General features: G+C 37.5%; 21 protein-coding genes. 13 read left to right on the forward strand and 8 right to left on the reverse strand.

Annotated elements, in window-relative coordinates:
* Positions 1–1,167, reverse strand: a complete 1,167-nt coding sequence (locus POD11_RS00950) for a carbohydrate porin (protein ID WP_262456004.1) — start codon at positions 1,165–1,167, stop codon at positions 1–3.
* Between the two features lie 314 nt (positions 1,168–1,481).
* On the reverse strand, positions 1,482–2,033 hold the full coding sequence (locus POD11_RS00955; RefSeq protein ID WP_262456005.1) for a TetR/AcrR family transcriptional regulator: 552 nt from the start codon (positions 2,031–2,033) through the stop codon (positions 1,482–1,484).
* A 693-nt stretch (positions 2,034–2,726) separates the two neighbouring features.
* Here POD11_RS00955 and POD11_RS00960 point away from each other — a divergent pair.
* Positions 2,727–3,485: an HD domain-containing protein gene (locus tag POD11_RS00960; protein WP_262456006.1), complete on the forward strand. Its 759-nt coding sequence runs from the start codon at positions 2,727–2,729 to the stop codon at positions 3,483–3,485.
* A gap of 130 nt (positions 3,486–3,615) precedes the next feature.
* Here POD11_RS00960 and POD11_RS00965 read toward each other — a convergent pair whose 3' ends face one another.
* Positions 3,616–4,989: a putative bifunctional diguanylate cyclase/phosphodiesterase gene (locus POD11_RS00965; RefSeq protein ID WP_262456007.1), complete on the reverse strand. Its 1,374-nt coding sequence runs from the start codon at positions 4,987–4,989 to the stop codon at positions 3,616–3,618.
* Between the two features lie 366 nt (positions 4,990–5,355).
* On the opposite strand from POD11_RS00965, the gene POD11_RS00970 reads away from it, so the two are divergent.
* The 4 genes from POD11_RS00970 (at position 5,356) to POD11_RS00985 (ending at position 10,300) form a co-directional block, all read left to right on the forward strand.
* Positions 5,356–5,862, forward strand: a complete 507-nt coding sequence (locus POD11_RS00970; protein ID WP_262456009.1) for an RNA polymerase sigma factor — start codon at positions 5,356–5,358, stop codon at positions 5,860–5,862.
* 29 nt (positions 5,863–5,891) lie between these two features.
* Positions 5,892–6,848, forward strand: coding sequence for a FecR domain-containing protein (locus POD11_RS00975; protein WP_262456010.1), 957 nt, complete (start codon positions 5,892–5,894; stop codon positions 6,846–6,848).
* A gap of 67 nt (positions 6,849–6,915) precedes the next feature.
* Positions 6,916–9,447, forward strand: coding sequence for a TonB-dependent siderophore receptor (locus POD11_RS00980; RefSeq protein WP_262456012.1), 2,532 nt, complete (start codon positions 6,916–6,918; stop codon positions 9,445–9,447).
* A 154-nt stretch (positions 9,448–9,601) separates the two neighbouring features.
* Positions 9,602–10,300 carry a DUF1826 domain-containing protein gene (locus POD11_RS00985; protein ID WP_144731088.1) on the forward strand — a complete coding sequence of 233 codons (699 nt, stop codon included), beginning with the start codon at positions 9,602–9,604 and terminating at the stop codon, positions 10,298–10,300.
* A 105-nt stretch (positions 10,301–10,405) separates the two neighbouring features.
* Here the strand turns inward: POD11_RS00985 and POD11_RS00990 are convergent, their stop codons facing one another.
* Positions 10,406–10,864 carry a DMT family transporter gene (locus tag POD11_RS00990; protein ID WP_262456013.1) on the reverse strand — a complete coding sequence of 153 codons (459 nt, stop codon included), beginning with the start codon at positions 10,862–10,864 and terminating at the stop codon, positions 10,406–10,408.
* Between the two features lie 24 nt (positions 10,865–10,888).
* Entirely contained in the window at positions 10,889–12,277 is a 1,389-nt protein-coding gene (locus POD11_RS00995) for an amidohydrolase family protein (protein ID WP_316249930.1), read from the reverse strand.
* A 134-nt stretch (positions 12,278–12,411) separates the two neighbouring features.
* Here POD11_RS00995 and POD11_RS01000 point away from each other — a divergent pair, with 134 nt between their 5' ends.
* From POD11_RS01000 to POD11_RS01010, 3 genes are all read left to right on the forward strand, one after another.
* Complete coding sequence (locus POD11_RS01000) at positions 12,412–13,311, forward strand: LysR family transcriptional regulator (RefSeq protein WP_125739024.1); 900 nt, start codon at positions 12,412–12,414, stop codon at positions 13,309–13,311.
* A 188-nt stretch (positions 13,312–13,499) separates the two neighbouring features.
* On the forward strand, positions 13,500–14,528 hold the full coding sequence (locus POD11_RS01005; RefSeq protein ID WP_262456015.1) for a MerR family transcriptional regulator: 1,029 nt from the start codon (positions 13,500–13,502) through the stop codon (positions 14,526–14,528).
* Positions 14,529–14,837: 309 nt separating this feature from the next.
* Complete coding sequence (locus tag POD11_RS01010) at positions 14,838–15,275, forward strand: DUF2147 domain-containing protein (protein WP_262456016.1); 438 nt, start codon at positions 14,838–14,840, stop codon at positions 15,273–15,275.
* Positions 15,276–15,874: 599 nt separating this feature from the next.
* On the opposite strand, the gene POD11_RS01015 is transcribed toward POD11_RS01010, so the two are convergent.
* Both POD11_RS01015 and POD11_RS01020 read right to left on the reverse strand, forming a co-directional pair.
* Positions 15,875–16,189: a hypothetical protein gene (locus POD11_RS01015; RefSeq protein WP_262456017.1), complete on the reverse strand. Its 315-nt coding sequence runs from the start codon at positions 16,187–16,189 to the stop codon at positions 15,875–15,877.
* A gap of 125 nt (positions 16,190–16,314) precedes the next feature.
* Positions 16,315–16,773, reverse strand: a complete 459-nt coding sequence (locus tag POD11_RS01020; RefSeq protein WP_239969085.1) for a hypothetical protein — start codon at positions 16,771–16,773, stop codon at positions 16,315–16,317.
* A gap of 724 nt (positions 16,774–17,497) precedes the next feature.
* Here POD11_RS01020 and mutS point away from each other — a divergent pair.
* The 5 genes from mutS (at position 17,498) to POD11_RS01045 (ending at position 23,057) form a co-directional block, all read left to right on the forward strand.
* Positions 17,498–20,137 (forward strand): DNA mismatch repair protein MutS, encoded by a 2,640-nt coding sequence (mutS, locus tag POD11_RS01025; protein WP_262456018.1) that lies wholly within the window; start codon positions 17,498–17,500, stop codon positions 20,135–20,137.
* A gap of 61 nt (positions 20,138–20,198) precedes the next feature.
* A complete protein-coding gene (locus POD11_RS01030) occupies positions 20,199–20,729 on the forward strand; it encodes a GNAT family N-acetyltransferase (protein WP_262456019.1) in 531 nt (176 codons plus the stop codon).
* A gap of 344 nt (positions 20,730–21,073) precedes the next feature.
* Positions 21,074–21,397, forward strand: coding sequence for a ferredoxin FdxA (gene fdxA, locus POD11_RS01035; RefSeq protein WP_003650851.1), 324 nt, complete (start codon positions 21,074–21,076; stop codon positions 21,395–21,397).
* Between the two features lie 130 nt (positions 21,398–21,527).
* Positions 21,528–22,250 carry a D-Ala-D-Ala carboxypeptidase family metallohydrolase gene (locus tag POD11_RS01040; protein ID WP_239969079.1) on the forward strand — a complete coding sequence of 241 codons (723 nt, stop codon included), beginning with the start codon at positions 21,528–21,530 and terminating at the stop codon, positions 22,248–22,250.
* Between the two features lie 138 nt (positions 22,251–22,388).
* On the forward strand, positions 22,389–23,057 hold the full coding sequence (locus POD11_RS01045; protein ID WP_239969077.1) for an O-methyltransferase: 669 nt from the start codon (positions 22,389–22,391) through the stop codon (positions 23,055–23,057).
* Positions 23,058–23,173: 116 nt separating this feature from the next.
* On the opposite strand, the gene POD11_RS01050 is transcribed toward POD11_RS01045, so the two are convergent.
* Complete coding sequence (locus POD11_RS01050) at positions 23,174–24,016, reverse strand: universal stress protein (protein WP_002115820.1); 843 nt, start codon at positions 24,014–24,016, stop codon at positions 23,174–23,176.
* Between the last annotated feature and the right edge of the window lie 7 nt (positions 24,017–24,023).

Genomic DNA, 24,023 nt, shown 5'->3' on the forward strand with positions numbered 1-24,023 from the left:
TTAGTAGAGCTTAATTTGAGTGACTAAACCCACAATCACATTATTGTTGAAGGTTTTTCCTGTAGAACGGTAGTAGTTATCTGGGTTCCAGATGTATTGTACGAATGGGCTTAAAGTTAAACGTTTGTAATTAATATCGGTATCTAAAGAAAGAAAAGAGGTTGTTTTATTATCATTACCATTAATTTTTTGGGTCATTAAAACATAATCATCATTGAGCTGAGACTGACCAAACTTCACACCTAAATGATTCTTACCTTGATTAATTTTATAGCTTAGCCCAAGTTCCCAATAATTTTTATAAGGTTGGTTTTTCTCATCAATATATGAATAAGCACCAAATACAGTTGGAATATTCTGATTACTAAAATCATGATTAAATCTAAAATTTAAACCATCTGTACCGTTATATTTTTCTTGAGTATATGCATTCCGATATTCAGAGTTATTATAAAAATATAATAACTCTGCTTTACTATTTTTGTCTTTATATCCCACACCATATACTTGGGTATAACCTAGTTGGTGATGAAAGGAGAAATCTAATCCTTTCTTCTTATAAACATAATCATCTGTGTTTACTTCAAAAATTCCTGCATGCATGTAGATATTATCTGAAAAATTATATTTGGCGTAACCGCCCCAATACGCATAGTTAGTAGGCAATGAACCCATTGCCCCTTTAATCGGGTCAGTACATAACAGAATATTTTGACAGTTGTTATAGAGGAAATATCTTCTTAGGTTAGTACGCCCAACAGAAGTATATAATGTCTTATCATTCCAATACTTATCCCAAGTGAGCAAACTAAGTTGGGATGAAGCCAAATCATTGGCAGCAATTGCGCCTCCGACATAACTTCCAACTCCTCCAAACCAATTGTTTGAGGTATTTAGCTGTGCATCATCATTTAAACCATTAAATACATACTGTGCTTTTAAAACGCCTAAATCATAATTTTCATTTGCTAATTTAATTTCAGTATTTAGAAATAAACCTGCTGAATTAGTAAAATTATCATCTACAGAACTTTCTTGGCTATACATGGCTAAATCAATAAAATTAGCTGTAAACTTAAAATTATCTTTTAGGTTAACTTCTGCATTTGCATTTATACTATATAAAAGCACGAGCGCACCTATACATCCTTGTTTAGGTATATACATAGAATCCTTTCCTTATGATTAATCCATTTTCAAGTCTTAGAACCTTCTAATTAATAACTTATTAAAATAATTACTTTTATCTCTCCTCGATATTTTAAAATCTTAGTATTTTTTTAAATATTTACCCCAATATATTAATAAATTATATTTAATAACTTTTATAATATTAGGGTTTATAATTCATTCCAATGACATCTGATAAATCTGATTTCAACATATTTATATATGGTCTAACTTGTGCATCAATGACATCAACTTTGTCTAAAAATGACATATCCTATTTAATAGTTAGGCATTAAGTAAGCAAAAAATTCTTAAATCCCTATCAAGAAATACTCAAGTAACCGCTCTCTTTCATCTGGTTTGTTTGGGTCTAAAAGTTGAACCATCGCCCCATCAATCACAAACAAGAACATGTGGGCATCTTGCTTTGTGGCAGTACTTTTTACTGTTAGAAGCAAGTTGTAGATTTCATTGATAAACCAGTTTCTATAATCAACTACAAGCTGATATGCCTTTGGATGTGATTTTGCAATTTCAAAAATGGCTTTAAACGGCAAATGATAAAGCCCATCTAAATCGGCATGTAAAAAGTAAATTTTTCGAAGTTTTTCAACCAATGTTAAATCTTTATCCACGTAAATAATCGAAATGACCGCATGTTTAAGCCCTTCCTTTTGAAAACTTAAGCTCATTTCAATAAGGCGCTCTTTTGAATGAAAGTAATTATAAAAAGTCGCTTTGGGTGTTTTTGACGACTCGATAATTCGGTCTATTCCAACATTGTGAAAACCGTATTTATTAAAAAGAAATCTTGAGGTGTGAAGCACGCTTAAAGCACGAAATGAAAGATCTGAATGTGGCATAGTTTTTACCGTTATAAATTCTTGTTGTTTCTAAATGAGATACTTTTTTGGGAGAAAAAAGGCATAGCAAAGCCCGTAAAGACTGTGCTTGGCACATCTCAAGTTTTATTGTTAGTTAAGTTTTTAAACGAAGCGATTTAAAGCCTGAAAACCTTACGGCGATCAAACTGCTTTAAAAGTTTAAGTTGTGTCGTTATAGCTTTTGGCAAAGGCTGCCAAGAAATAATGGATGTGCAAAACCAACTCCTTTTTAATTGGAGTCCTGCCAAAACATTATAAATTATGGTGGCAGAACGAAAGAGGGTTAGCAGACTGGTACGACAACCAGCACACCCGAGGGTGTCCCTCTCCCGTCCTACCGCTACGGGAGGAGACGAGGAGTCTACGCATAAGACTACCCCTCAGAAGGGATAAATTCTGATGCGGTCGTATACGGTCTGCTAAAACCGTCTGGCAATGTAGGCCAGCAAGCGCAGAATAATATTCACACCTCTTTCAGTCAAGCACACAAAATGACATTTGTTTTAAAATAGATCATTAAAAAGTAAGGATAAATAATTAAAATTTATTGTTAAATTGGGGTTTATAAAATTCCTATCAATCAAAGCTCTATCGATGTCTTAAGAGAGAAAACTTGCAAAAAATCATCTATGGCAATATTTTAGAGTAATTACTCTAAAATGAGATCTAATAATGAAAACTAAAAGAATTGGTTCGTATCACTGGATGCAAGCTACCAATGGTCAGCTCAGCTTCAAAGACAAAATTAAGTTAATTCAAAAAATTATGCTGCCAAGTGTTATGGCCTCTATAAAAATAAATTACTTTCGGTTCAAAACTTCTAGCGATTTTGATGTTAATCAGATCGTAATACCAGATACTCAAATGGTTAAAGTCGCGCTTGATGAACTAGGGGCTAAAGCAAATATATCTATCTACAATCATTCATGGCGGACTTATTTCTGGGGGGCTGCTTTAGGCAATATACAAAAACGGCAATTTGATGATGAGTCACTTTTAATAGCCTCACTTTTTCATGATATTGGATTAACTGAGCAACATATTCATAGTAAAGGTTGTAACTGTTTTACCTATGAGAGTGCTAATCAATTTGAGCAAAAGGCTAAAGAACATAGCTTCGATGAGAAAAAAAGTGAAGTTATTAAAGATGCTATCTGCTTACATATGAATGGCTATATAGATCATTCTGACCCAGCAGAAATTACGCTATTGCAGCAAGGTGCATCCTGTGATGTGATTAGCGACAGTCTATATAAACTCCCCCTATCTTTTCGAAAGGAAATTTTAGAAAAATATCCTAGAAAACAATTTAATAAAGAATTTATCGAGCTTATTAATTCAGAAACTAAGAATGTATCAAATTCTCGAACGAGTTTATTAAGTAGTCTTGGTTTACCCCTTATGATTAATTCAAACTTATTTAAAGAGTAGAAATATTAATATTTATAAAGTGTTTACACCAAGTATTGAAACGCCCTAAGTTGTATTCATTGTGACAAAGACAGATCTCTTATATTTAGAGTTTTGCCATAATATTAGGGTTGCCGAATTACCCTTTTATTTACTTTTTGAAATATGGCAATTGTTCCATAAAATCATTTAAAGACTTCGGGCAGCCCCATAAATAACCTTGAAACTCAGTGCAGCCATTATCTTTAAAAGTATTAAATTGTTCAGTCGTTTCAATGCCTTCTACCAACACTCGAAGGTTCAGATCTAGTCCAATTTTGATAATGCCTGTGACTAATTTATTACTGCGCTTATCCTCCAAAGCTGCCTGCACAAAGCTACGATCAATTTTGATTTGTTTAATCGGCATTTTCTGTAAATAGCTTAAAGATGAATAACCTGTACCAAAATCATCAAGAGAAAGTTGGATTCCATTTTTTGAGAGGAAATGCATTTTTTCAATCATGCTTACACAATTATTTAAAGCAATATTTTCAGTAATTTCTAAAATGAGCCGAGATGGATTTATGCCGTATTGCAGAACCAAATCAATCAACGTTTGCTCAAAGGTGGGCTGCATAAAATGATCAGCACTAATATTAATTGAAAGCGTAAGATCTTTGGTCTCGGCTTTTTTACTCCAATCTTGTAAAACTTTGCAGCCCTGAGTTAATACCCACTCCCCAATCTCTGGCATTAATCCATAATTTTCAGCTGCTGGAATAAAGTCTGGTGTTGGAACATAACCTAAAACAGGATGACGCCATCTGAGCAGAGCTTCCGCACCAATCAGCCTTTCGGAAGAATCTATTTGTGGTTGATAGAAAAGCTCAAATTGTTCTTTCGCAAGTGCTAAACGTAGGTCTTGCACCATCGAGTTTTCGGTTTGTATTTCTAATTGCATGGTATAGATTGAAATACAAATCATGAGTGTCGCTACACACGTTGCAATCCATCCCCCATGGTCACGAATATCTTCAGATAGCGGTATAGCACTCTCAAGATTAAAAGAGGTTCCACTAAAAAATATAAAACACCCAATCGACAATAAAATTAAAATAAATTGTAAATAGCTTGGATTTCTACGGTAATTTAAATACCCCAATATCGCTCCAGCAGGTAAAAACAATTGGGCCACTTGCGGACGGTCATTGGTTGCCACATCAAAAAATAAGCAAAAAATGACTGGAAAAACTAGCAAAACAACTTGAGATAAAAGAATGCCCGCTGAAATACGATTTATATAAATAAGACAAAGGCTAAATATGGAGATCAGTGTAAAAATGATATCCATACCCACAATTAACCACATTTGTGCGAATGCAAAATATATGGTCCAAAACAAACAAAAAATAATACAAATGAAGATATTTGCTTTTGCGGCGATTGTAAGCTGCTGATCCTTTACGGTACGGTAATTTTTTTTGCGTTTTTTAAAGTAAGACGAAGCTATCATAAATAAATCAACCATAAAATATTTTTTCATAGACCCCCATCTGGATCATTGATACCCCACTTCAAGATTCACCAATAAAACAAAATGTTTTATTCCTTGTTATTTATACGACTCATCTTGAGACTGTTGTTGTTTTATCGTGGTGGTATAGTTTGGTTGTTTAATTGAACGATGTTGCTTATCAAACACCTTATAATTTTAAAGGATCATCCCCTAACGATACATGTGTCTGCGACTAAGGTACAGGCCCTAAATAGCGAAAAATTAGAGCATAAGAATTTTTAGAATATAGATCTCTATTTATTGATATTAATAATAATTATCATTACTATTTAAGAATAATTTAACTGTGTGTTTAATTGTGCTACTCATTGCCAATTTGTGGACTCCGCTGCTATGAACCTCAATGTAGAGAAACAGGTATGGTTTAGCCAAATTTACCGTTCTCAGCAAACTACGCTTTTATCATGGTTTAAACACAAACTTCAGCACCATCATCAATCTGAAGACCTGAGTCAGGAAGTGTTTTATCGTGCTTTAAAAAGCGAATATTGTTTTCAAAAAATTAAGGAACCACAGGCATGGCTTATGGGGATCGCCAAGCACGTCATGATTGACTATTGGCGCCGTCAGCATATTGAAAACCTCTATCTAGACGCCCTACAGAACCTTCCAGAAGAATATTATCCCTCTGCTGAACATGAAGTTTATATTCAAGAAACCCTATATCAGGTTCATTTAATATTAGAAAAACTACCTCCCCGCACGGCTCAGGTCTTTTTGATGTCCCAACTAGACGGCATGACTTATCGAGAAATTAGTGAAAAAATGAATATTTCTGAAGCCACTGTGAAAAGAGATATGAAACACGCTTTTTTGGCTTGTATAGACCTCTATAATTAACCCCTTTAACGCGCTCAAATTTCTACTGTATGTCAGCTATTAAAAAAATCCCTCATCATGTTTTAGATGCAGCCGCAGATTGGTTGGTACTGTTACATTCGGGTGAAATGACAGCATTACAGCAGCAACAATTTGAGCAATGGAAAGCCGAAAAAAAAGAACACCAACTAGCACTCCAGCAAATGGAAAAATTTAGCCACGGTTTATCAAACCTTGCGGGTAACTTCCCTTCCGAAGCTTTAGTTCAGTCTAATCAAAAATTTAATCTTGCTGCAAAACGCAATATGCTGTTAAGCCTTTCAGGTTTGATGATCGTTGGCTTGTCTGCCTATTTCATACCTTGGGAAAAATGGCAGTCGGACTATCACACCAAAGTGGGTGAAATTAAAAAAGTATCGTTAAAGGATGGTTCTCAACTGATTATGGCAAGTGATTGCTATGTCGATGTAAATTTCACGCAAGAGAAACGTCAGATAAAGCTGATTGATGGAGAAATTTATATTGAAACGGCAAAGGATGCTCAACATCGGCCATTTATTGTCGAAACCAAAAATGGTTCAGTAGAAGCCTTAGGTACTCAATTTACTGTTCGCCAAGAAAATAGCAAACAAACCAAAGTTAAAGTTTATAAACATGCGGTAGCCATTGAGCCAGAGAACGCTTCTAAACGCCAAATATTAAAACAAGGTCAGCGTGCTTTTTTTGATGAAAAATATATCTCAAAAGCACTTCCTCTCGATAACGATCAGCCCTATTGGACCCAACAGCTTTTAGTCGTAGACCAATGGCCACTTCAAAAAGTGCTGGATGAGCTATTCCGTTATAAAAAAGGAACTTACCATCTCGACTCAGAATTAAAAAATCTAAAAATTTCTGGGGTATTTTCTCTAAAGAACCCCGAGCAAAGCTTAGAAACTTTGGCCTATAGTCACCAACTTGAACTGAATTATTACAGCCAATATTTGTTAAATATTAAAAAAAGATAAAAAATGTGACCCTTTTTTTGATCTGGTTCGACTTATAGAGAAATACACTCCCTGTCGAGAAGACCACATGAAGGATTATCAAGCAAAAAGTAAATTGGCTTTGGCTATACGTGCAGTGCTATGGAGTACGCCATTGGTGGTCACGGCGCTTACCTCAACGTCTATTTACGCTGCACAAACTTACAGTATTTCAATTCGCCAGAGCACGCTTGATCAGGCCATTAAACAACTGGCGATTCAAACAGGCACAACCATTAGCTACGATAATGCCAGTCTTTCAAAAACAAAAAGCAAAGGGCTACAAGGCAATTACGCTGTTGAAGATGCATTAAGTCTGTTATTACAAAGTCATCCATTTGAAGCTGTTAAGGTAAACAATGGCGGTTACAGCATCCGAGTGAAGGCTCCACCCGCTCCAATTGAACCCAAAGTTTTTCAGTTAGAAGCCATTAAAACTAAAGCAAATAACAATAATGAATTTGATACGGCAGGCAGTGAAACAGGTACGGCACATTTAGCAACGATTCATGTTAATGCTGATCATGGCGAAAATTTAATAACCGAAGGTTCTGGTTTATATACGGCGAAAGCGACCACTGCCTCTACTGGCTTAGCGTTAAGTTTGAAAGAAACCCCTCAGCTGGTCAGTGTCATCACCAATCAACAAATGAAAGATCAGAACTTAACGCAATTAACCGATGTTGTCAGTCAGGCAGCAGGTCTTTCTATTAAACAAGGTGGGAATATTGGTAGTGATAACTCACCTATTTATGCTCGTGGCAAAGAAGTAGATAGCTATTTACTCGATGGCGTGAAGCTCATGAGTTCATATGCAAGTATTTTCCAAAGTCAGGACATGGCTTTATTTGATCGTGTCGAAGTCGTGCGAGGTGCAAATGGCTTAATGACAGGTGCTGGCAGTGCAAGCGCAAGTATTAATCTGGTTCGGAAAAAACCATTACAGGACTTTAAGGCTTCGGTAAGTGCTGACATTGGTTCATGGGATTCTTATCGTACCGATATTGATGTTTCTACACCTCTTAATGAATCTGGAAGTATTCGTGGCCGTACTCTTTTTGCCTACCAAAAGTCAGACTCTTATATTGACCGCTACAACGAAGAACGTAAAGTTGCTTATGCAGTAGTAGAAGCTGATTTAACTGAACAAACCAAAACAAGTTTAGGTGCAAGTTACCAGCAAATTGATTTGACTGGGGTCGCTAGAGGTGGTTTACCAAGCTTTTATACAAATGGCACACTCATTAATTGGTCCCGTTCAGATTCAGCGGCAGCAAGTTGGACAGGTTCAGACCGCTCAACGACATCTTACTTTGCTGATATTGAACACCAGTTTAATGACCGCTGGAAATTAAAAGGTATGGTGTCTAGAACCATTACAGATTCGGATGAAATTGTAGGTTATACCTTCTCAAGTAAAGGGATTGATAAAGCTACTGGTAGCGGGGCAATGTTGTATGCAACCCGTTGGGATTATCGCCCTACTCAAGACTTATTCAATTTAACCTTAAACGGTTCATTTGATTTGTTTAATCAAATTCATGAGGTGGTGTTAGGCACAACTTACACAAAAAGCAAAAATAAACGTCCAACCTATTCGGGCTGGAATAACGGAATGACATGGGATGGAACTCTAAAAAATATTTTTGCTTGGGATGGCAGTACACCTAACCGCCCCGAAACAAAAATAGATGGTTGGTACAGTGGCGATGATCGTAGCCAATCTATTTTTGGTGCTGTTCGTCTTAAAGCAACCGACAATCTTGCAGTCATTTTAGGCACTCGAATTGAAGATTGGGAGCGCGTAACTGGCAACCATTCAGATGCTGATAATAAGACCACCTACACAACACAAGAAGAAAGTGGCAAGGTGATTCCTTATGTGGGCATTACCTATGATTTCACTGACAACTGGACTGCGTATGCAAGCTACACCAATATTTTTTCACCACAAGATAAGAAAGCTGTTACTGGCGAATACATAGACCCATTAATAGGTAATAGTACCGAGCTGGGTATTAAGGGTGAGTTTTTTGATAATCAATTAAATGTTGGCGCTGCTATTTATCAAACTAAAGAGGACAATACAGCGATTGCATTAGCAGATGTATTTGCTCCAGATGGTTCACAAGCCTATCGAACAGAATCTGGCACCAAAAGTCGCGGCTTTGAAATTGAAGCGACAGGTAAGTTGACTGATTTATGGCAAGTTTCCACAAGCTTTAGCCGTAACTTATCAAAAGATAGCCAAGACAACCGATTAAATACCGGTGTGCCAAATAACACAGTCAAACTGTTTACCACCTATACCCTGCCTTATCTTGATGAAGCCCTCACTATTGGTGGCGGTGTTCGTTGGCAAAGCGAAATTTATGAAAAAAATGCGGTCTCTGCAACAGGTCGGTTTACTCAAGAAAGTTACGCTTTAGTCGACTTAATGGCACGTTATAAGGTCAACAATAATTTAATGCTCAACTTTAATGTTAATAACTTATTTAATGAGAAATACCATTTAGCCACCACAAATAGCTATTACGGCGCTCCGACCAATTTCCGAGTGGGTGTTAAATATGAGTGGTAAATAAATTACCCGTCATTTAAAGACCTTACTTCAGAGGCAAATAATGTTCTTCTGAAGTAAGTCTAAGCTGGCTTAATAAATTGCAAGGGAATATTTTTGGGCTAAGCTCAGGCTATAATATTAGACATGCTCTATTATTTTATTTAATTCTCCTATGAAGAATGCGTTTTCTGACAGCAAACAAATTAGACAAGTGTCTAGTTTCCCTGAACTTGTAAATACAAAGTTTCAAGGAGAAACAAATGCGATTTGCTGGCACAGAAATTTGGTTGGCGACTTTAAAGAGATTGTGAATAAGCTTCAGTTAAAAGAAAATATTACAGAAGTTTCTGTTGAAGACCTTTTAGCGCTACAACTTTCAGAAAAAGGCAATCTGGCAAGAAAAACTATTTTAGAAGATATCGAGCAGTTAACTGATTTCGGCGCATCGCCAGTACTTAACTTACTTAAACATTATGAACGCGATGAAGAGTTAGATTTCATTTCAACAGATGTATATTCATTTCATGTTGATCGCTCGCCCATTGAAACCGATACATTCTTATGTACCTATCACGGCGCTACCAGTGATATTGTGCCCAATAATCAGGTTGAACAAAAAGTTTTAATTCCAGAAATTAGAGAAAAGCTCAAAGAATTACATGATGGCCCAGAAGCTGAATTTGAAGCCTTTTTGGCTGAGTATTTCTTTGATTTGCATTATCAGCCTAAACCGAATGCTCAACCTGTAAATTTAGGCACAGGACATATTTGGCGTTTGGCCGTAGATCATCCAACTCAAAAGGTTTTGCCTTGTGTTCATCGAGCGCCTGTTGAAAAAGATGGTGAATATCGATTGCTGTTGATTTGTTAAATGTTTAGGTGGCTCACTGGTCTTTAATGACTGAAATATATTGCCACCCCATGACTGGAATGGCTTGAAGTCACTTTATATCAACAATATTGGTTTTAAAGCCTCTTATCTGTCACCGAAAAGAGCAATCCCTAGACCTATCAGCATGACCAGTGTTCCACATAGTTTAAACATGGAAACTGGTCGTTCGGCCGCCCCTAATAATCCAAAATGATCAATCAACAATGACGAGATAATTTGTCCAGCAATTGCCAGCCCCAGCAGGGCAGATAAGCCAATTCTAGGCGCAAGGACGACATAGCTCAGTAATGCGCAAGAACCTAGAACCCCACCTAAAAGGGTCCACCACGGCTGGGTTGGAATAGCGATCAGCGAAGTAGCTATTCCTCCTCGCATTAGAGAATAAATCCCAAGGCATACGGCACCAGCAGTAAACGAGAATAATGCCGCTGCAACAGAATCTCCGCCTATACCTTTTGCCAGTTGGCCATTCAACGTGGTCTGTAGAGTAATTCCCAGCCCTGCAGCAAAGGCCATGAGGTAATAGATAACATTTATAGACATAGTGTTTGCTCCCTCTTATACAACTTACTCAAGAGGTAGAAACGTCTCGGCAAAAATATCTGGAGTATAACCAGCCGCAGCAAAAAGATGCTGGCGAGATTCATCAATCGCTGCACGTAGTCGCTCGCTGTCCACACCCAAAACTTTACCGTCTCGTTTAACGATTCGTCCGCCAATCATCACTGTATCAATATTGCTGCGCTCAGTTGCGTGAACTACCGTGCCAAATGCATTACCAGATGGATAAAGATTAATGTCGTCTGTTCGAATCAATATCAAGTCAGCCTGTTTACCAAGTTTCAGGCTACCGATTTTTTCTTGGAGACCTGCACAAGCGGCACCATCAGCCGTTGCAGCTTTTAGAAGGTTTTGCGCTTGAAAGGTCACTGGCGAATGTGCTGAGCCACAACATTTGTTTTGGTGCATGCCCATTACACGCTGTAAGTAAAATGCTACATGCATTTCCATAAACATATCGCCACTATAAGACGTTTCATTATCTACACTCAAACCAGGTCTAATGCCATGACGTAGAGCCGATTGCATGGCAAACATACCGTCTTCGATACCATAGTGAGCATCTGATCGTGGGCATACGTTTACTCGCACTCCAGCTTCGCGCAAAATTTCCCATCCAGCGTCTGGCAGCGAGGTACAGTGGTTAAAGATATTATCTGGTCCTAGCAGACCTTGTTGATGCAGACCCTCTAGTGCAGCAGCCATTTCCCCACCAAAAAATTCAGTAATGATTGGTAGCCCTAATCTGCGTGCCTCAGCCCATAATTCGGGTTCTAACTGAGCCATGGCAGCTAATGACACCAAACCGCTTTTACTATTTTTAAAATATTTTTCTTGAAGACGTTCGAGATTACTAGGCCAGTTCGCTCTATCCCAATCTCCTGTTACTGGTGCACCAGAAGCGTGTACAGCCCGAATACCAGCATCTAGTAAAGCTTCAACAGCCGCATCAGAGTGGGCCGCACTGCGACTATTGTGTGAGTTATCAATCAATGTTGTGATACCCGCATCTATACAACCTAGAGCTGTAAGCAAATTACCGATGTACATATCTGCTGGGCGATAATACTTGGCAAAAGAATAATGCGTCGCGTTGCAATAGTCTTCTAAGCTTTCGGCATTCGGATTAATCCGTCGTAATTGTCCTTCCCATGAATGTCGATGAGTATCAACCATACCCGGCATCGCGATCATATTGGATGCATCAATAATAGCTGCACCTTCGGCTTCTAAATTTTCACCAACGGCGATAATCGTACCGTTCTCGATAAGAATATCTCCGCGAACCATGTTCCCAATTACGCTATCCATGCTTAGGATCGTCGCCCCGCGAATCAGTGTTCTATTTGGCGAAGACTCAGTCAGCTGCACTATGTTTCTGTTGTAATCAGTCATCATTATTCCAACTTCTCAAATGTATGCTGAAAATCTATCTGAAGTGATAATGCTGAAAAAGCTGGTTAAACTGTTTTTATTATTCAGTAAAAACGAATAATCTAAGAGTGTGAGTATAGTATTGGGACAAAGGTATGAGATTAGATCGTATTCAGGCAATGCAGATTTTTGTTCGGGTGGCAGAAGCTGGGAGCTTTATCCACGCGGCAGAAGCACTTTCACTACCCGCTTCAACAGTCACCAGCACAGTTAAAAATCTTGAAAAGTATTTACAGGTACGCCTGTTAAATAGGACAACGAGACGGGTTAGCCTGACTCCAGAGGGAGCAGAATATCTCATCCAGTGCCGAGAAATTATCGACCTCATTGAACACACCGAATCCAACCTGACTAACGCCATCAAACAGCCACAGGGCCGATTACGAGTTGATATGCCTGCGGGCATTGCTCATTCGGTCATCATGCCCAATCTGCAAGAGTTTCAACAGCGTTACCCTGATATTTATCTCATGATAGGTGTCAGCGATAGACAAGTAGACCTGATTAAGGAAGGCGTGGACTGTGTAATCCGCATGGGAAATTTAGAGAACTCCACGCTGGTAGCCCGCCCTCTTGGTGAGTTTCACTGGGTCACATGCGCTTCAGCTGCATATTTAAAAGAAAATGGATTTCCACAAACTCCCAATGATTTGGAACATCACCGAGCTATTCATTATTTTTCAGGGAGCAACAGACACGCTGGTGAAATGCGCTTTGTACGAAATGAAGAAAAAAAAACCGTACAAATGAATGGTACTGTTGCCGTTAATGAAACTGAGCTTTATATCAAAATGTGCCTTGAAGGATATGGCCTCGCTCAACTTGCAGAAAGACTTGTGATAGATCACTTAAAAGAAAAACGACTAATCGCAGTATTACAAGACTGGTGTCCACCACCTGTTGCCGTGACTTTACTTTATCCACATCAGCGTTTTCTTTCACCAGCAGTACGGGTGTTTTCTGACTGGATAGACGAGCTCATTAGGAATTATTAAACCAACTCACTTTAAAAGACCTTTTTTTAAGATCTCGCAATGAAACTCAGGTAATTATTTAAATAAAGAGATAAATTCGAATATTTACTAAAGCGAAAATAATGAAAAAATATGATTTAAAGTAGTTGACCCTCACGTAACGTAAGCCCCTAGCATAAAACACGCCTAAGGAAGAAGGAGCTAAAAAGATGCTGTTAAAAGTTGGTGAATTGGCTAAGCAAACAGGACTTACTGTCCGTGCTCTTCATCACTATGACGATATCGGTTTACTTCAGCCTTCGGTCCGTTCCGATGCTGGTTATCGACTATACACCCGTAAAGACATTACTCGTTTGCATCAGATTCAAGCATTACGAGGACTGGGAATGTCGTTAGCCGAAATCCATACGGTTCTTGAAGACCCCAATCTTGCACTTTTACCGATTATTGATCAGCAGATTCAAGCAATTGATCAAAGGCTGACAGAGCAAAAGAAATTGCGAAATCAGCTCAGCAAACTTAAATCTCAGATCATAAGTGGTGAAGAGCTTGGTTTGGAGGATTGGCTAAAAACACTGGAGCTTATCGCGATGTTTAAAAAATACTTTACAAAAGAAGAGCTTGAAAAACTGACTTTCTTACAAGCAGGCACTAAAAGCCACCAAGAATGGCAAGGGTTAACTCAAGCAGCAAATGCACTATTTAATGCTGGCGAACCATCTAATAGCGAAGCCGCTCAAGACTTGGCTCGTAAGTGGATGAAAACTCTTGAGCACAATACGCGAGCTAACCCTGAATGGTTAGTTAAACTAAATGCCATAAACTCAGCCGAGCCTGAATTTCAGGAAAAATTAGGCGTAACGCCAGAAGTCGTTGAGTTTTTACTTAAAGCTTTTTCTGAGAGTAAGCTGAGTATATTTGCCCGTTATTTATCTGACGAGGAGTTTGCTTTTCTAAAAGAAAATTACATCCGTGAGATGAAAAAATGGCCTCAATTATTGGTCGATATTGAAAAATTGATTGATGCCGAGGTCCCTCCAGATAGTGAAGGAGCAAAGCGTTTGGCGCAACAATGGCTCTCTATGCTACAAGGCTATGCAGGCAAAAACCCAAGTACTCAAGAAAAAATCCGTAAAGCAATGCAAAATGAACCGAGCCTTGCTGACGGAACTTGGCTCAAACCAGTGACCCTACAATTTCTGGAAAAAGCAGTGGCAGCATTAATGCGTGGTGCTTAGTTTTATCGAAGCAGCTGGCTACACCATAATTTGGTGTAGCTTTAAAAAATTCTCCCTATCTCTGAAATAATGATTTTTTATCCATTACTTCGAATCATTGTTAATCTGCTTTTGAACCTTGCTTAATCATTCTGTCTATTCTCGCAATTGCATAAAAAAACTGATCAAAATAATATTCCAACAAATAGATTATAACTTCACATATTGTTTAGCTTATCGATTCAATATTAAGAAAACTATGAAGTTAAATTTAAAATGAATAATTCAGACCTTTAAAACCATCAATTTTTAATTTGAGAAAATATTGATATGAAAAAATATTTATACTTCCTTTTACTCAGCTTTTATTCAATTCATTCATTTGCTTCGGACAAACTACATGGCAGTGTTTGGAAAACGATTGATGACGCAACCAATCAACCAAGAGCACTGGTAAAATTTAGCGAAAATAAAAACGGCAACCTCTTTGCCAACATCGAAAAAATACTTGTTCCAAATGAAGCCAATAAATGTACGATGTGTGAAGGCACTTATAAAAACAAATCTTTAATCGGTTTAACTATCGTCAAGAATCTAAAATATGTGAGCCAAAATAAATATGACAAGGGATCTATTCTCGACCCACAATCAGATAAGACCTATCGCTTTAGCGTGACAGTATCACCAAGTGGTGAAAAACTTACCGCTCGTGGATACATTGGTATCTCTGCAATTGGCCGAAATCAAACTTGGTATCGCGTTAAATAAGCTTCGAGGGCTTTAAAACTCTTTATTTATAAATCGCATGGTTTTGATGTAATTCATTTATCTCATAGCCATGCAATTTTCTAAATTAATTTCAACTTTATCATTTAAAAATATTTAATCATTTAAGTGAACAATAGGCCTGTCCAATATCAATCTAGAAAAAAAACTACTAATCAAAAATTAATGAGGCGCAATTTATTTCGTTCTCTTATCAGTAATCAAGACTATCAATCTCAGATAAGAAATTAATGGTCCGTTGCCCTTCTCGTGCAATTGTTATCACTTGCGATTTCACCAGTTTTAGGTCTATACACGTGGATTTGCTCCACAATAAAGAAGCACTGTAAGAGTTATATAGTTTTCCTAAAAAATAAAAAATTCGATCTGTGCTTATCGTTAATGAAACTTTTTTAAACTATAGATATTAAAAAACCCGCTTCTCAATAAGAGAAACGGGCCACAAAAATAAAAACTTTCAGCGCAGTAATATATGAAATATATATTAAAAGTTTAAATATATAAATTCAATACATGTTTCATACTTTTTTAGAAAATTTAATTCCTTCTCATAGAAAGCTACACAAAACTCAGAGAAGCTTTTAAACCTCATCTTTATAGAAATATTGCCGAAGAATACTTTCTATAAATTCCAGTACAACTTTAAGATCAGATCCATTTGGTACTTCACTCCAAGTAATAAAGTTCTCGACAGTACTATTCAATGACACTGATTTAAAAGAAATACCTTTTAGATCGCTAACCACGGTTATAGTTGGTCCGTTATCACCAAATTCACTCCAACCTTCAATAAGTGGTAGTAAAATTTTTTCTATATCAAATGATTTTTCTTTGTTCAAAATAAAGTGATGAGCGACCAAAATTTTTGCAATATCTATAATTGCTTTATCTGCCATTTATTAACCTTTCATTATCTATATTTAATTTTAATACTCATTATTGAAAAAAAACCGCCCCAAGTGGCGGTAGCTGAAACAAATCAGCAGAATATAGAAGCATCATGGACTGACACTTCTATAATTTATGAAGGTACTTTATTTGTTTTAATAAAGTCCTCGGATTTGAAATAACTAATAATCATGTCTGCATGTTCTTCTTTTTGAACAACCTTCGCTAGAGGGATTGAATCATGAGAGAACTTGAAACCTGGCGGCACAAACTGTGAAATAGGGGGTAATTTAGTTTTGCCTCCTTCTGTAATTCGTTCTATAAAACCAGCCAACCAAAGAAGATACTCACCTTCATTTTCAAATCTTGGCATAACGCTTAGATCAAGTTGAACTTTACACTCACTTAACGGCCGGGTTAAAAGCTCATCAAAATCAATATAGTTATATTTGAGCTTAAACTCTGTTCCTTTAATGGCTTTTCTAATTTGGCTGATAAGACAATTAAGGTTCTCGGCAATGTCATTAGTGTATAAGCCATCATTTTTAATCTTCTTATATACTTTCTCTGCTACAGCTAAATACTTTGGCATTACTTATCTCCGTACTATTGTTATAAGGTGCTAAATTATGAATAGTCGTTGTTCTATAAGTATGATTATGGCCCAAGAAATGTATCAAAAAGTAAGTATATAAGAGCAGAATGTAAGTAATTAAAGTTTTAAGTAAGTCTTCAAAAAAAACACATAAAAAAATTATGGTTTTGATAACTAATCCGCAAAATTTATGGATGAATAGAGATAAAATGAAATATTTTTTAACAAGTTAATTTTACTTTTTGGTAAAAATAAAAATTATTTACTTAAATGTTTACTCAAAATTTCCTATAACCCAATAGACCATAAAAAGCCCACCTTCCGATGAGCTTCTTTTTAACTACAAATGTGGTATGTAATATGCATAAAGTAATTTTGGTACTATAGATAATCGAATTATAAATCAAAATACTTGGTCATTACTTTTAAGGAATTATCTATTACATGGGCTGAAAGGTTGCCTTCTTTTTGTTGTTTATTTCCTCATTCAATTTAGGAATCCTTTTTGTCAATCAGTCTCAATTTGTTAAGATGGCAACCGTGAGAGTTTAAGTTAAGCTCTCACACACTGTTGACTCAATTTTGACATAAAAAGATACACGAAAAGGTGTACTTTTTTCTTACATTAGGTCAGTTTTGCACAGAAGTTGTTAGAATTGGTTGGACAGCCAAACTTTCAAAATTAACTTATTTATTATTTAAATTTAAGGATTTAACATACATGAATAGCGCTGAAATCATGGCTGACTTATCTTCTCATACACCTATGATGCAGCAATATCTCAAAGTTAAAACGGACTATCAACATGCGTTGCTGTTCTACCGTATGGGTGACTTTTATGAACTCTTCTTTGAAGACGCTCATTTAGCAGCCAAACTTTTGGGTATCACTTTAACCCATCGTGGTAAAGCCAGTGGTCGACCTATTCCAATGGCAGGTGTTCCCTATCACTCGGCAGAAGGTTATCTTGCTCGTCTTGTCAAAGCTGGGCGCACTGTCGCCATTTGCGAACAAGTTGGAGAAGTGACAGGTAAAGGCCCTGTTGAACGTAAAGTTGTCCGTATTCTGACCCCTGGTACATTAACTGATGACGCATTACTCAGCAGTTATCAATCATCTAATCTCGTTTCCTTATGCATTCATCAAAACCAGATTGGTTTTGCTTTACTCGACTTGAGCGCGGGTATTTTTAAAGTTCAACAACAAGATTACAAGCCAGAACAATTACCTATTGAACTTGCGCGTTTAATGCCAAGTGAAATCTTGATTGATGAAGACTTGGTCGACACCAATATTATCGAACAAATTAAAAAGCACTTAGATTGCCCTGTTACTAAACGCCCAAATGTAGATTTCAATCTAAATAATGCGCAAAAGACTTTATGTGATCAGTTTACGGTATCAACACTTTCAGGTTTTGGTTTAGACCCATTACCTTTAGCTAAAGCTGCTGCCGCTGCACTCATTCACTATGCAAAAGAAACGCAAAAAACTGCATTACCGCATATTCGTTCAATTCAACTTGAACAAAGTACCGATTTTATTGCGCTCGACCCAATCACGCGCCGTAACCTAGAAATTATCGAGCCATTATTTGAACACGGCACCTCATTATTCCAACTGGTAAATGACTGCCAAACTGCAATGGGTGGCCGTCTACTCAGCCGTACACTGATGCAACCTGTACGTGATACTGCATTACTAGATGCGCGTTTAGATGCGATTGAGCAACTCATTCAGGGATATCACGAAAACCCGGTTCGTTTAGTGCTTAAAGAAATTGGTGATATTGAACGTGTACTTAGCCGTGTTGCATTAGGTAGTGCGCGACCACGTGATTTAGTGCAACTTCGTCACGCATGTGCACAAATTCCAGCTTTAAGAACGGCGTTAACTCCAGTCATTCAAGCAAAAAAATCTAAGTTATTAGTTCAACTTGATCAAGATCTTGGAGATTTTAAAGCGCTTCATCAACACTTAATGGCAGCGATTGTTGAAAATCCTCCTGTATTACTTCGTGATGGTAATGTAATTGCAGAAGGATATGATGCTGAGCTCGACGAATTACGTCAAATTCGCGATCATGCAGGCCAATTCTTAATTGACTTAGAAATTAAAGAGCGTGAACGTACTGGCATTAATACCCTTAAAATCGGCTATAACCGTGTAAGTGGTTACTACATCGAATTGACTCGTGCTCAAGCAGAACAAGCCCCTGCTGACTATATTCGTCGCCAGACTTTAAAGAATGCTGAACGCTACATTACCCCTGAGCTAAAGAGTTTTGAAGATAAGGTTCTATCGAGCGAGTCACGTGCACTCTCTCGTGAAAAAGCATTATTCGAAGCTTTACTTGAAAATCTTCGTGAAAATATTGCACATCTACAAATGATGAGTTCAGCAATTGCTCAAATTGATGTAATTGCAAACTTTGCCCATCAAGCACGTTTGAACAATTGGGCACGCCCTGAATTTACACCGGAAACAGGCATTAAAATTCAGGCAGGTCGTCATCCTGTTGTTGAAGCATTAAATAAAGCACCATTTACCCCAAATGATACTTTCCTTGATGCCCAGCACCGTATGGCGATTATTACCGGTCCAAACATGGGCGGTAAATCAACCTTCATGCGTCAAACAGCATTAATCAGTTTACTTGCTTATTGCGGTAGCTATGTTCCGGCTAAGGCAGTCAAACTTGGTCCAATTGACCGAATCTTTACCCGTATTGGTTCAGCCGACGACTTATCTACAGGCAAATCTACTTTTATGGTTGAGATGACCGAAACTTCGCAAATTCTGCACCATGCGACCAATCAATCGCTGGTTTTAATGGATGAGGTGGGCCGCGGAACTAGTACCTATGACGGTTTATCTTTAGCATGGGCATGCGTAGTTGATTTAACTAAACGTGTAAAATGTTTATGTTTATTTGCCACTCATTATTTCGAGTTAACCGAGCTAGGTAGTGAAGCAGGAATCGATAATTATCATGTGACAGCGCAAGAGCTTAACGGCAACCTGATTTTATTGCATAAGGTTCAGCAAGGCCCTGCGAGTCAAAGTCATGGTTTACAAGTCGCAAAATTAGCCGGTATTCCTGCCAATGTTATTAAAGAAGCGCAGAAGCGTTTGCGTATCTTAGAGAAACAGCAGCAGCAACATCTACAAACCAGTTTCCAAAATGATTTGTTTGCTCCACCAGATGCAAACTCTGGTTCACAAATCATAGAGAAAGTTGTCGAGATCGAAGTTTCATCCCCTGCTCTAGATTTACTTAAGCAAATTGAAGTCGATAATTTATCGCCTCGTCAGGCACTTGAACAACTCTATGAGCTGAAAGCTGCCCTCAAATCTTGATAAAGCACTTCCGAATAAGCAGGCTTAGGTCTGCTTATTCATATCGGAGAATAATATTTATATGATCTTAAGATCTCTACAACATTCAGAAATTGATCTTATTTGGCAGCAGATTAGCCGCCGTGAGTTAATTACTCAAATGTATATTCAAAATCAACAGCAGCTAGATTTAGTTGATTGTTTTTTTGATGTTCAATATTGGGATTCATATCATTTAGAAAATGACCCACCTAAGCTCAAACAACTCTTTGCACAAGGTTCAATATTTGTAGGTGCATTTGATGCCCATGAAAAACTCATTGGTGTGAGTGTGGTGTCAAACCAAGTTATAGCAGACTATCCTCATGCTAAATTACTCCACTATTTCTACGTCGATGCAGACCAGCAAGGTCAAGGTATTGGTGCAAAACTAATGCAAGCTGCAAAAGCATCCGCCAAACAACTCGGTGCAAACCAACTGTATATTTCAGCAACTCCAAGTCGGCGCACTGTAGACTTCTATATGAAGCATGGCGCGCAACCGTTAAGTGCTCCAGATCAACAACTTTGGCAGCTCGAACCCGAAGATATCCATTTACTATGTAACGTTTAGCGCTAAAAATTTAAGGGCTATTCAACAAAAAAAGCAGAAAATCAAAATTTATGAAAGAAAAATGAAAAGTTAAGGTATTTATTAAAATAGATGCCTTGACTTAAATGACATCTAAATAATTAAATAAAATATTTTTTAAGTTATTGTTTTATAAAATATATTATTATTTTAATTTTATAGTTTCGCAACTCCTAAGCCTCGAAGATCTGTTTGATTATCAACGTATTAACTTATCTTCATATGCATGAATAAAGAATATCAATAAAAGCAATTGTTTGTTTACCCCTTTTTTGCCTAAAATAAGCTATTCGAAATGAAACCATATTTTTTAGGTAGCTGTCGCCATGACCTTTGTTGTCACTGAAAATTGTATTAAATGTAAATACCAAGATTGCGTAGAAGTTTGTCCTGTTGACTGTTTCTACGAAGGTCCGAATTTCCTAGTGATTAATCCGGATGAATGTATTGACTGTGCATTATGTGAACCAGAGTGCCCAGCAAATGCAATTTTCTCTGAAGATGAGTTACCAGAAGGTCAAGAAGTGTTTATTGAATTAAATGCTGATCTTTCTCAAAAATGGCCTAACATTACTCAAATTGGTGACCAACCAGCTGACCGTGAAGAATGGAACGGCAAACCTGATAAATTACAATATCTTGAAAAGTAATTTCAAAAAAGATCAGCAACCGCTGATCTTTTTTATACCCTATTCAAACATTTCATTGCAAATTCCTCGTAATTTGTGCACTGTTTTGCATTAAAATAGCCGCAATATTTATAAGTGCTTAATTTTTCTTATGCGGAAGTTTTTGCAGAGTTTGGTACCCTTATGCATAATCCCAGCGGTTATGGTAGGTTGTGTCAGCTCTCCCCAACACACAACAACAGGCAAAACCTCTCCAAGTGGTAAACGAATTTTTATTCCACAAGAGCGCGTTATTATCGAGCGCCCAATTCGCCCTAAAGTTGAGCCTGCATCTTATCGAAACTGGTTAAGTTCTGGTGAAAATTACCAGCGTGTTCGTGAGTACGAAAATTTCTTAACCCGAAACAATGTCGCAGGTATTGTGCCAAGCTTTGAGCTATTACGCTCAGCACGTGATTGGCAAAAATGTGGACGTTCAGAATATGCTGTGCCTAACCGCGAACTATGGGGAAATTCTTTATCAACCCTACGCGTATTTAAATATTTAGTGGCAGCAAAAGTTCTCACTGACTTTGAAGTAACTTCGGTTTATCGAGATTTACCTTTAAATGAATGTGCGGGTGGCGCAAGCTCATCTAAACATTTATTTAACTCGGCAATCGATTTCCGTATTGGTCCTGAGTTTCCACAAGCTCAAGATTATGCATTTATCGAAAATACCAAGTTTAAACTTTGTCAATTCTGGGCTCAGCATGGTCAAAGCTTAAATATGGGTATTGGCTTATATAGCTCAGGACAGATTCATATCGATACACAAGGCTATCGTACTTGGGGCCCTGACCTCACCCGAAACAGTTCAATGTGTAATTTCTAATAAAAAAACTCCTTTCAACCGAAAGGAGTTTTTTTATTGTTCATTTCCCAATCAACCAAAATTTCTTGAAACGAAGATTTTTGCACTCTATGCATAAACGTTTAAAATAGCCCGATCAACATATAGGTAAATTTGATTATGCAGCAGATGTGGACAGACATTGACCAATATATCGATTCACATTTAATTCCCGAAGACCCGCGACTCGAATATGCATTAAAGAATACCGACGAACACGGCTTTTCAAATCATCTTGCAGTGGCTCCCAACCAAGGAATGTTCTTGCAGATGCTTATTCAAATGAATAAATGCAAACGAGTCTTAGAAATCGGAACCTTTGCTGCATACAGTACCATCTGGTTAGGCCGTGCATTACCTGAAGATGGTTATTTACTCACAATAGAAGGCCGTGCGACTCATGCAGAAATGGCTCAAAAAAATATCGATCACGCCAATCTTCCGGTAAAAGTCGACCTTCGAGCTGGCCGTGCCGCCGATATCCTCTCTGCAATTGAGCCTGAATCTATCGAACCTTTTGATTTTATTTTCATTGATGCAGATAAACAGGGTTATCCTGAATATTTAGAATTGAGTTTGAAATTCTCGAGATCTGGCACCATTATCGTGCTCGACAATGTAATTCGTGCAGGTGATATTTTAAATCCTGAGAATAAAAAACCGAGTATTGAAGGCATCCGTGAAATGTTTAAAGCCTTAGAAAATCATCCAAAAATTCTGTCTTGTACAGCTCTGCAAACGGTTGGCTCAAAAGGTCATGATGGCTTCGCAATTGCAATTGTGAAATAATGGTTAAAAAATCATCTTTTTTATTTTATTATTTATAATCAATTAATTACTTTTATTACTGTTGCTTTTCCATATAGTTATCCACAAGATTTGCGGATAACTATATGCAAATCTCATCATTTAGCTACAAGTAATGGTACAGTCGCGTTTCGGAATATGGTTGTCGCAATACTTCCCAAGAAGAACTGGTGAATTTTGCTATGGCTAAATGCCCCTAGCACAATGATCTGAATACCGTGCTCTTGTTGATACTCTAGAATATTCTGCGCGACATCACCATAACGATAAACGGTAACTACATCGAGGCCCGCTTGTTTAAGATAATGCTCAGGTTCATTTAATATTTCTGGATGATCACCTACATACACTAAATGACATTGCAGTGTTCGCAATAAATCACTTTGAGCAATACGGCGCATCATTTTTTGGCATGTTGGCGAGTATTCATAAGCAAAGATAAATCGGGTTGGGACTTTAAAGTTTTCACCAATCGTCAAAACTGTACAGTTCGCACCGCGGATGAAGTTCTCGACATTACTACCAATTGGTTTATGTTTTTCGGCGGCTCTTTCCCCGACTCGACCTAAAATGACGATATCATTTTCATGTAAGAGATTAAAACTTTGTTCTAAAAAATCACCTTTTTCTTGGATTTTTGAACTGGTAATTCCGTGTTTTTCTTGAATAAGATCAGAAATGTGACGAAGTAAATTATTGCTATAGTCTAATGCGAGTTCACTCTGTTTTTGCTCTAGCTCAGCTAACTCTTTTAGCAGCATTGCATTGCTTTCAAAGCCGATTACCCCACTAATTTCACCAAGATGATAACTGGCTGGGTAATAGTCCAGAATTTGTAATAATACAAGTTCCCGTCCAGTTGCTTTAGCAACCCATGCTGCTGCATCTGCAATAGCATTAATACACGGTGATGAGTCAATACACGCAATAACACGGTTCATGTTAGCC

This window comes from Acinetobacter sp. P1(2023), from assembly GCF_028367635.1.
Lineage (GTDB): Bacteria > Pseudomonadota > Gammaproteobacteria > Pseudomonadales > Moraxellaceae > Acinetobacter > Acinetobacter pittii_E.

Excerpts from the sequence above, each read along its gene's own strand:
- POD11_RS01000 (WP_125739024.1), top strand. The coding sequence starts at position 12,412 with ATGAGATTAGATCGTATTCAGGCAATGCAGATTTTTGTTCGGGTGGCA.
- fdxA (WP_003650851.1), top strand. The coding sequence starts at position 21,074 with ATGACCTTTGTTGTCACTGAAAATTGTATTAAATGTAAATACCAAGAT.
- POD11_RS00970 (WP_262456009.1), top strand. The coding sequence starts at position 5,356 with ATGAACCTCAATGTAGAGAAACAGGTATGGTTTAGCCAAATTTACCGT.
- POD11_RS00955 (WP_262456005.1), bottom strand. The coding sequence starts at position 2,033 with ATGCCACATTCAGATCTTTCATTTCGTGCTTTAAGCGTGCTTCACACC.
- POD11_RS00990 (WP_262456013.1), bottom strand. The coding sequence starts at position 10,864 with ATGTCTATAAATGTTATCTATTACCTCATGGCCTTTGCTGCAGGGCTG.
- POD11_RS01045 (WP_239969077.1), top strand. The coding sequence starts at position 22,389 with ATGCAGCAGATGTGGACAGACATTGACCAATATATCGATTCACATTTA.
- POD11_RS00960 (WP_262456006.1), top strand. The coding sequence starts at position 2,727 with ATGAAAACTAAAAGAATTGGTTCGTATCACTGGATGCAAGCTACCAAT.
- POD11_RS01040 (WP_239969079.1), top strand. The coding sequence starts at position 21,528 with ATGCGGAAGTTTTTGCAGAGTTTGGTACCCTTATGCATAATCCCAGCG.
- POD11_RS01010 (WP_262456016.1), top strand. The coding sequence starts at position 14,838 with ATGAAAAAATATTTATACTTCCTTTTACTCAGCTTTTATTCAATTCAT.
- POD11_RS00950 (WP_262456004.1), bottom strand. The coding sequence starts at position 1,167 with ATGTATATACCTAAACAAGGATGTATAGGTGCGCTCGTGCTTTTATAT.
- POD11_RS00995 (WP_316249930.1), bottom strand. The coding sequence starts at position 12,277 with ATGACTGATTACAACAGAAACATAGTGCAGCTGACTGAGTCTTCGCCA.
- POD11_RS00980 (WP_262456012.1), top strand. The coding sequence starts at position 6,916 with ATGAAGGATTATCAAGCAAAAAGTAAATTGGCTTTGGCTATACGTGCA.
- POD11_RS01015 (WP_262456017.1), bottom strand. The coding sequence starts at position 16,189 with ATGGCAGATAAAGCAATTATAGATATTGCAAAAATTTTGGTCGCTCAT.
- POD11_RS01050 (WP_002115820.1), bottom strand. The coding sequence starts at position 24,016 with ATGAACCGTGTTATTGCGTGTATTGACTCATCACCGTGTATTAATGCT.
- POD11_RS01005 (WP_262456015.1), top strand. The coding sequence starts at position 13,500 with ATGCTGTTAAAAGTTGGTGAATTGGCTAAGCAAACAGGACTTACTGTC.
- POD11_RS01020 (WP_239969085.1), bottom strand. The coding sequence starts at position 16,773 with ATGCCAAAGTATTTAGCTGTAGCAGAGAAAGTATATAAGAAGATTAAA.
- POD11_RS00985 (WP_144731088.1), top strand. The coding sequence starts at position 9,602 with ATGAAGAATGCGTTTTCTGACAGCAAACAAATTAGACAAGTGTCTAGT.
- mutS (WP_262456018.1), top strand. The coding sequence starts at position 17,498 with ATGAATAGCGCTGAAATCATGGCTGACTTATCTTCTCATACACCTATG.
- POD11_RS00965 (WP_262456007.1), bottom strand. The coding sequence starts at position 4,989 with ATGAAAAAATATTTTATGGTTGATTTATTTATGATAGCTTCGTCTTAC.
- POD11_RS00975 (WP_262456010.1), top strand. The coding sequence starts at position 5,892 with ATGTCAGCTATTAAAAAAATCCCTCATCATGTTTTAGATGCAGCCGCA.
- POD11_RS01030 (WP_262456019.1), top strand. The coding sequence starts at position 20,199 with ATGATCTTAAGATCTCTACAACATTCAGAAATTGATCTTATTTGGCAG.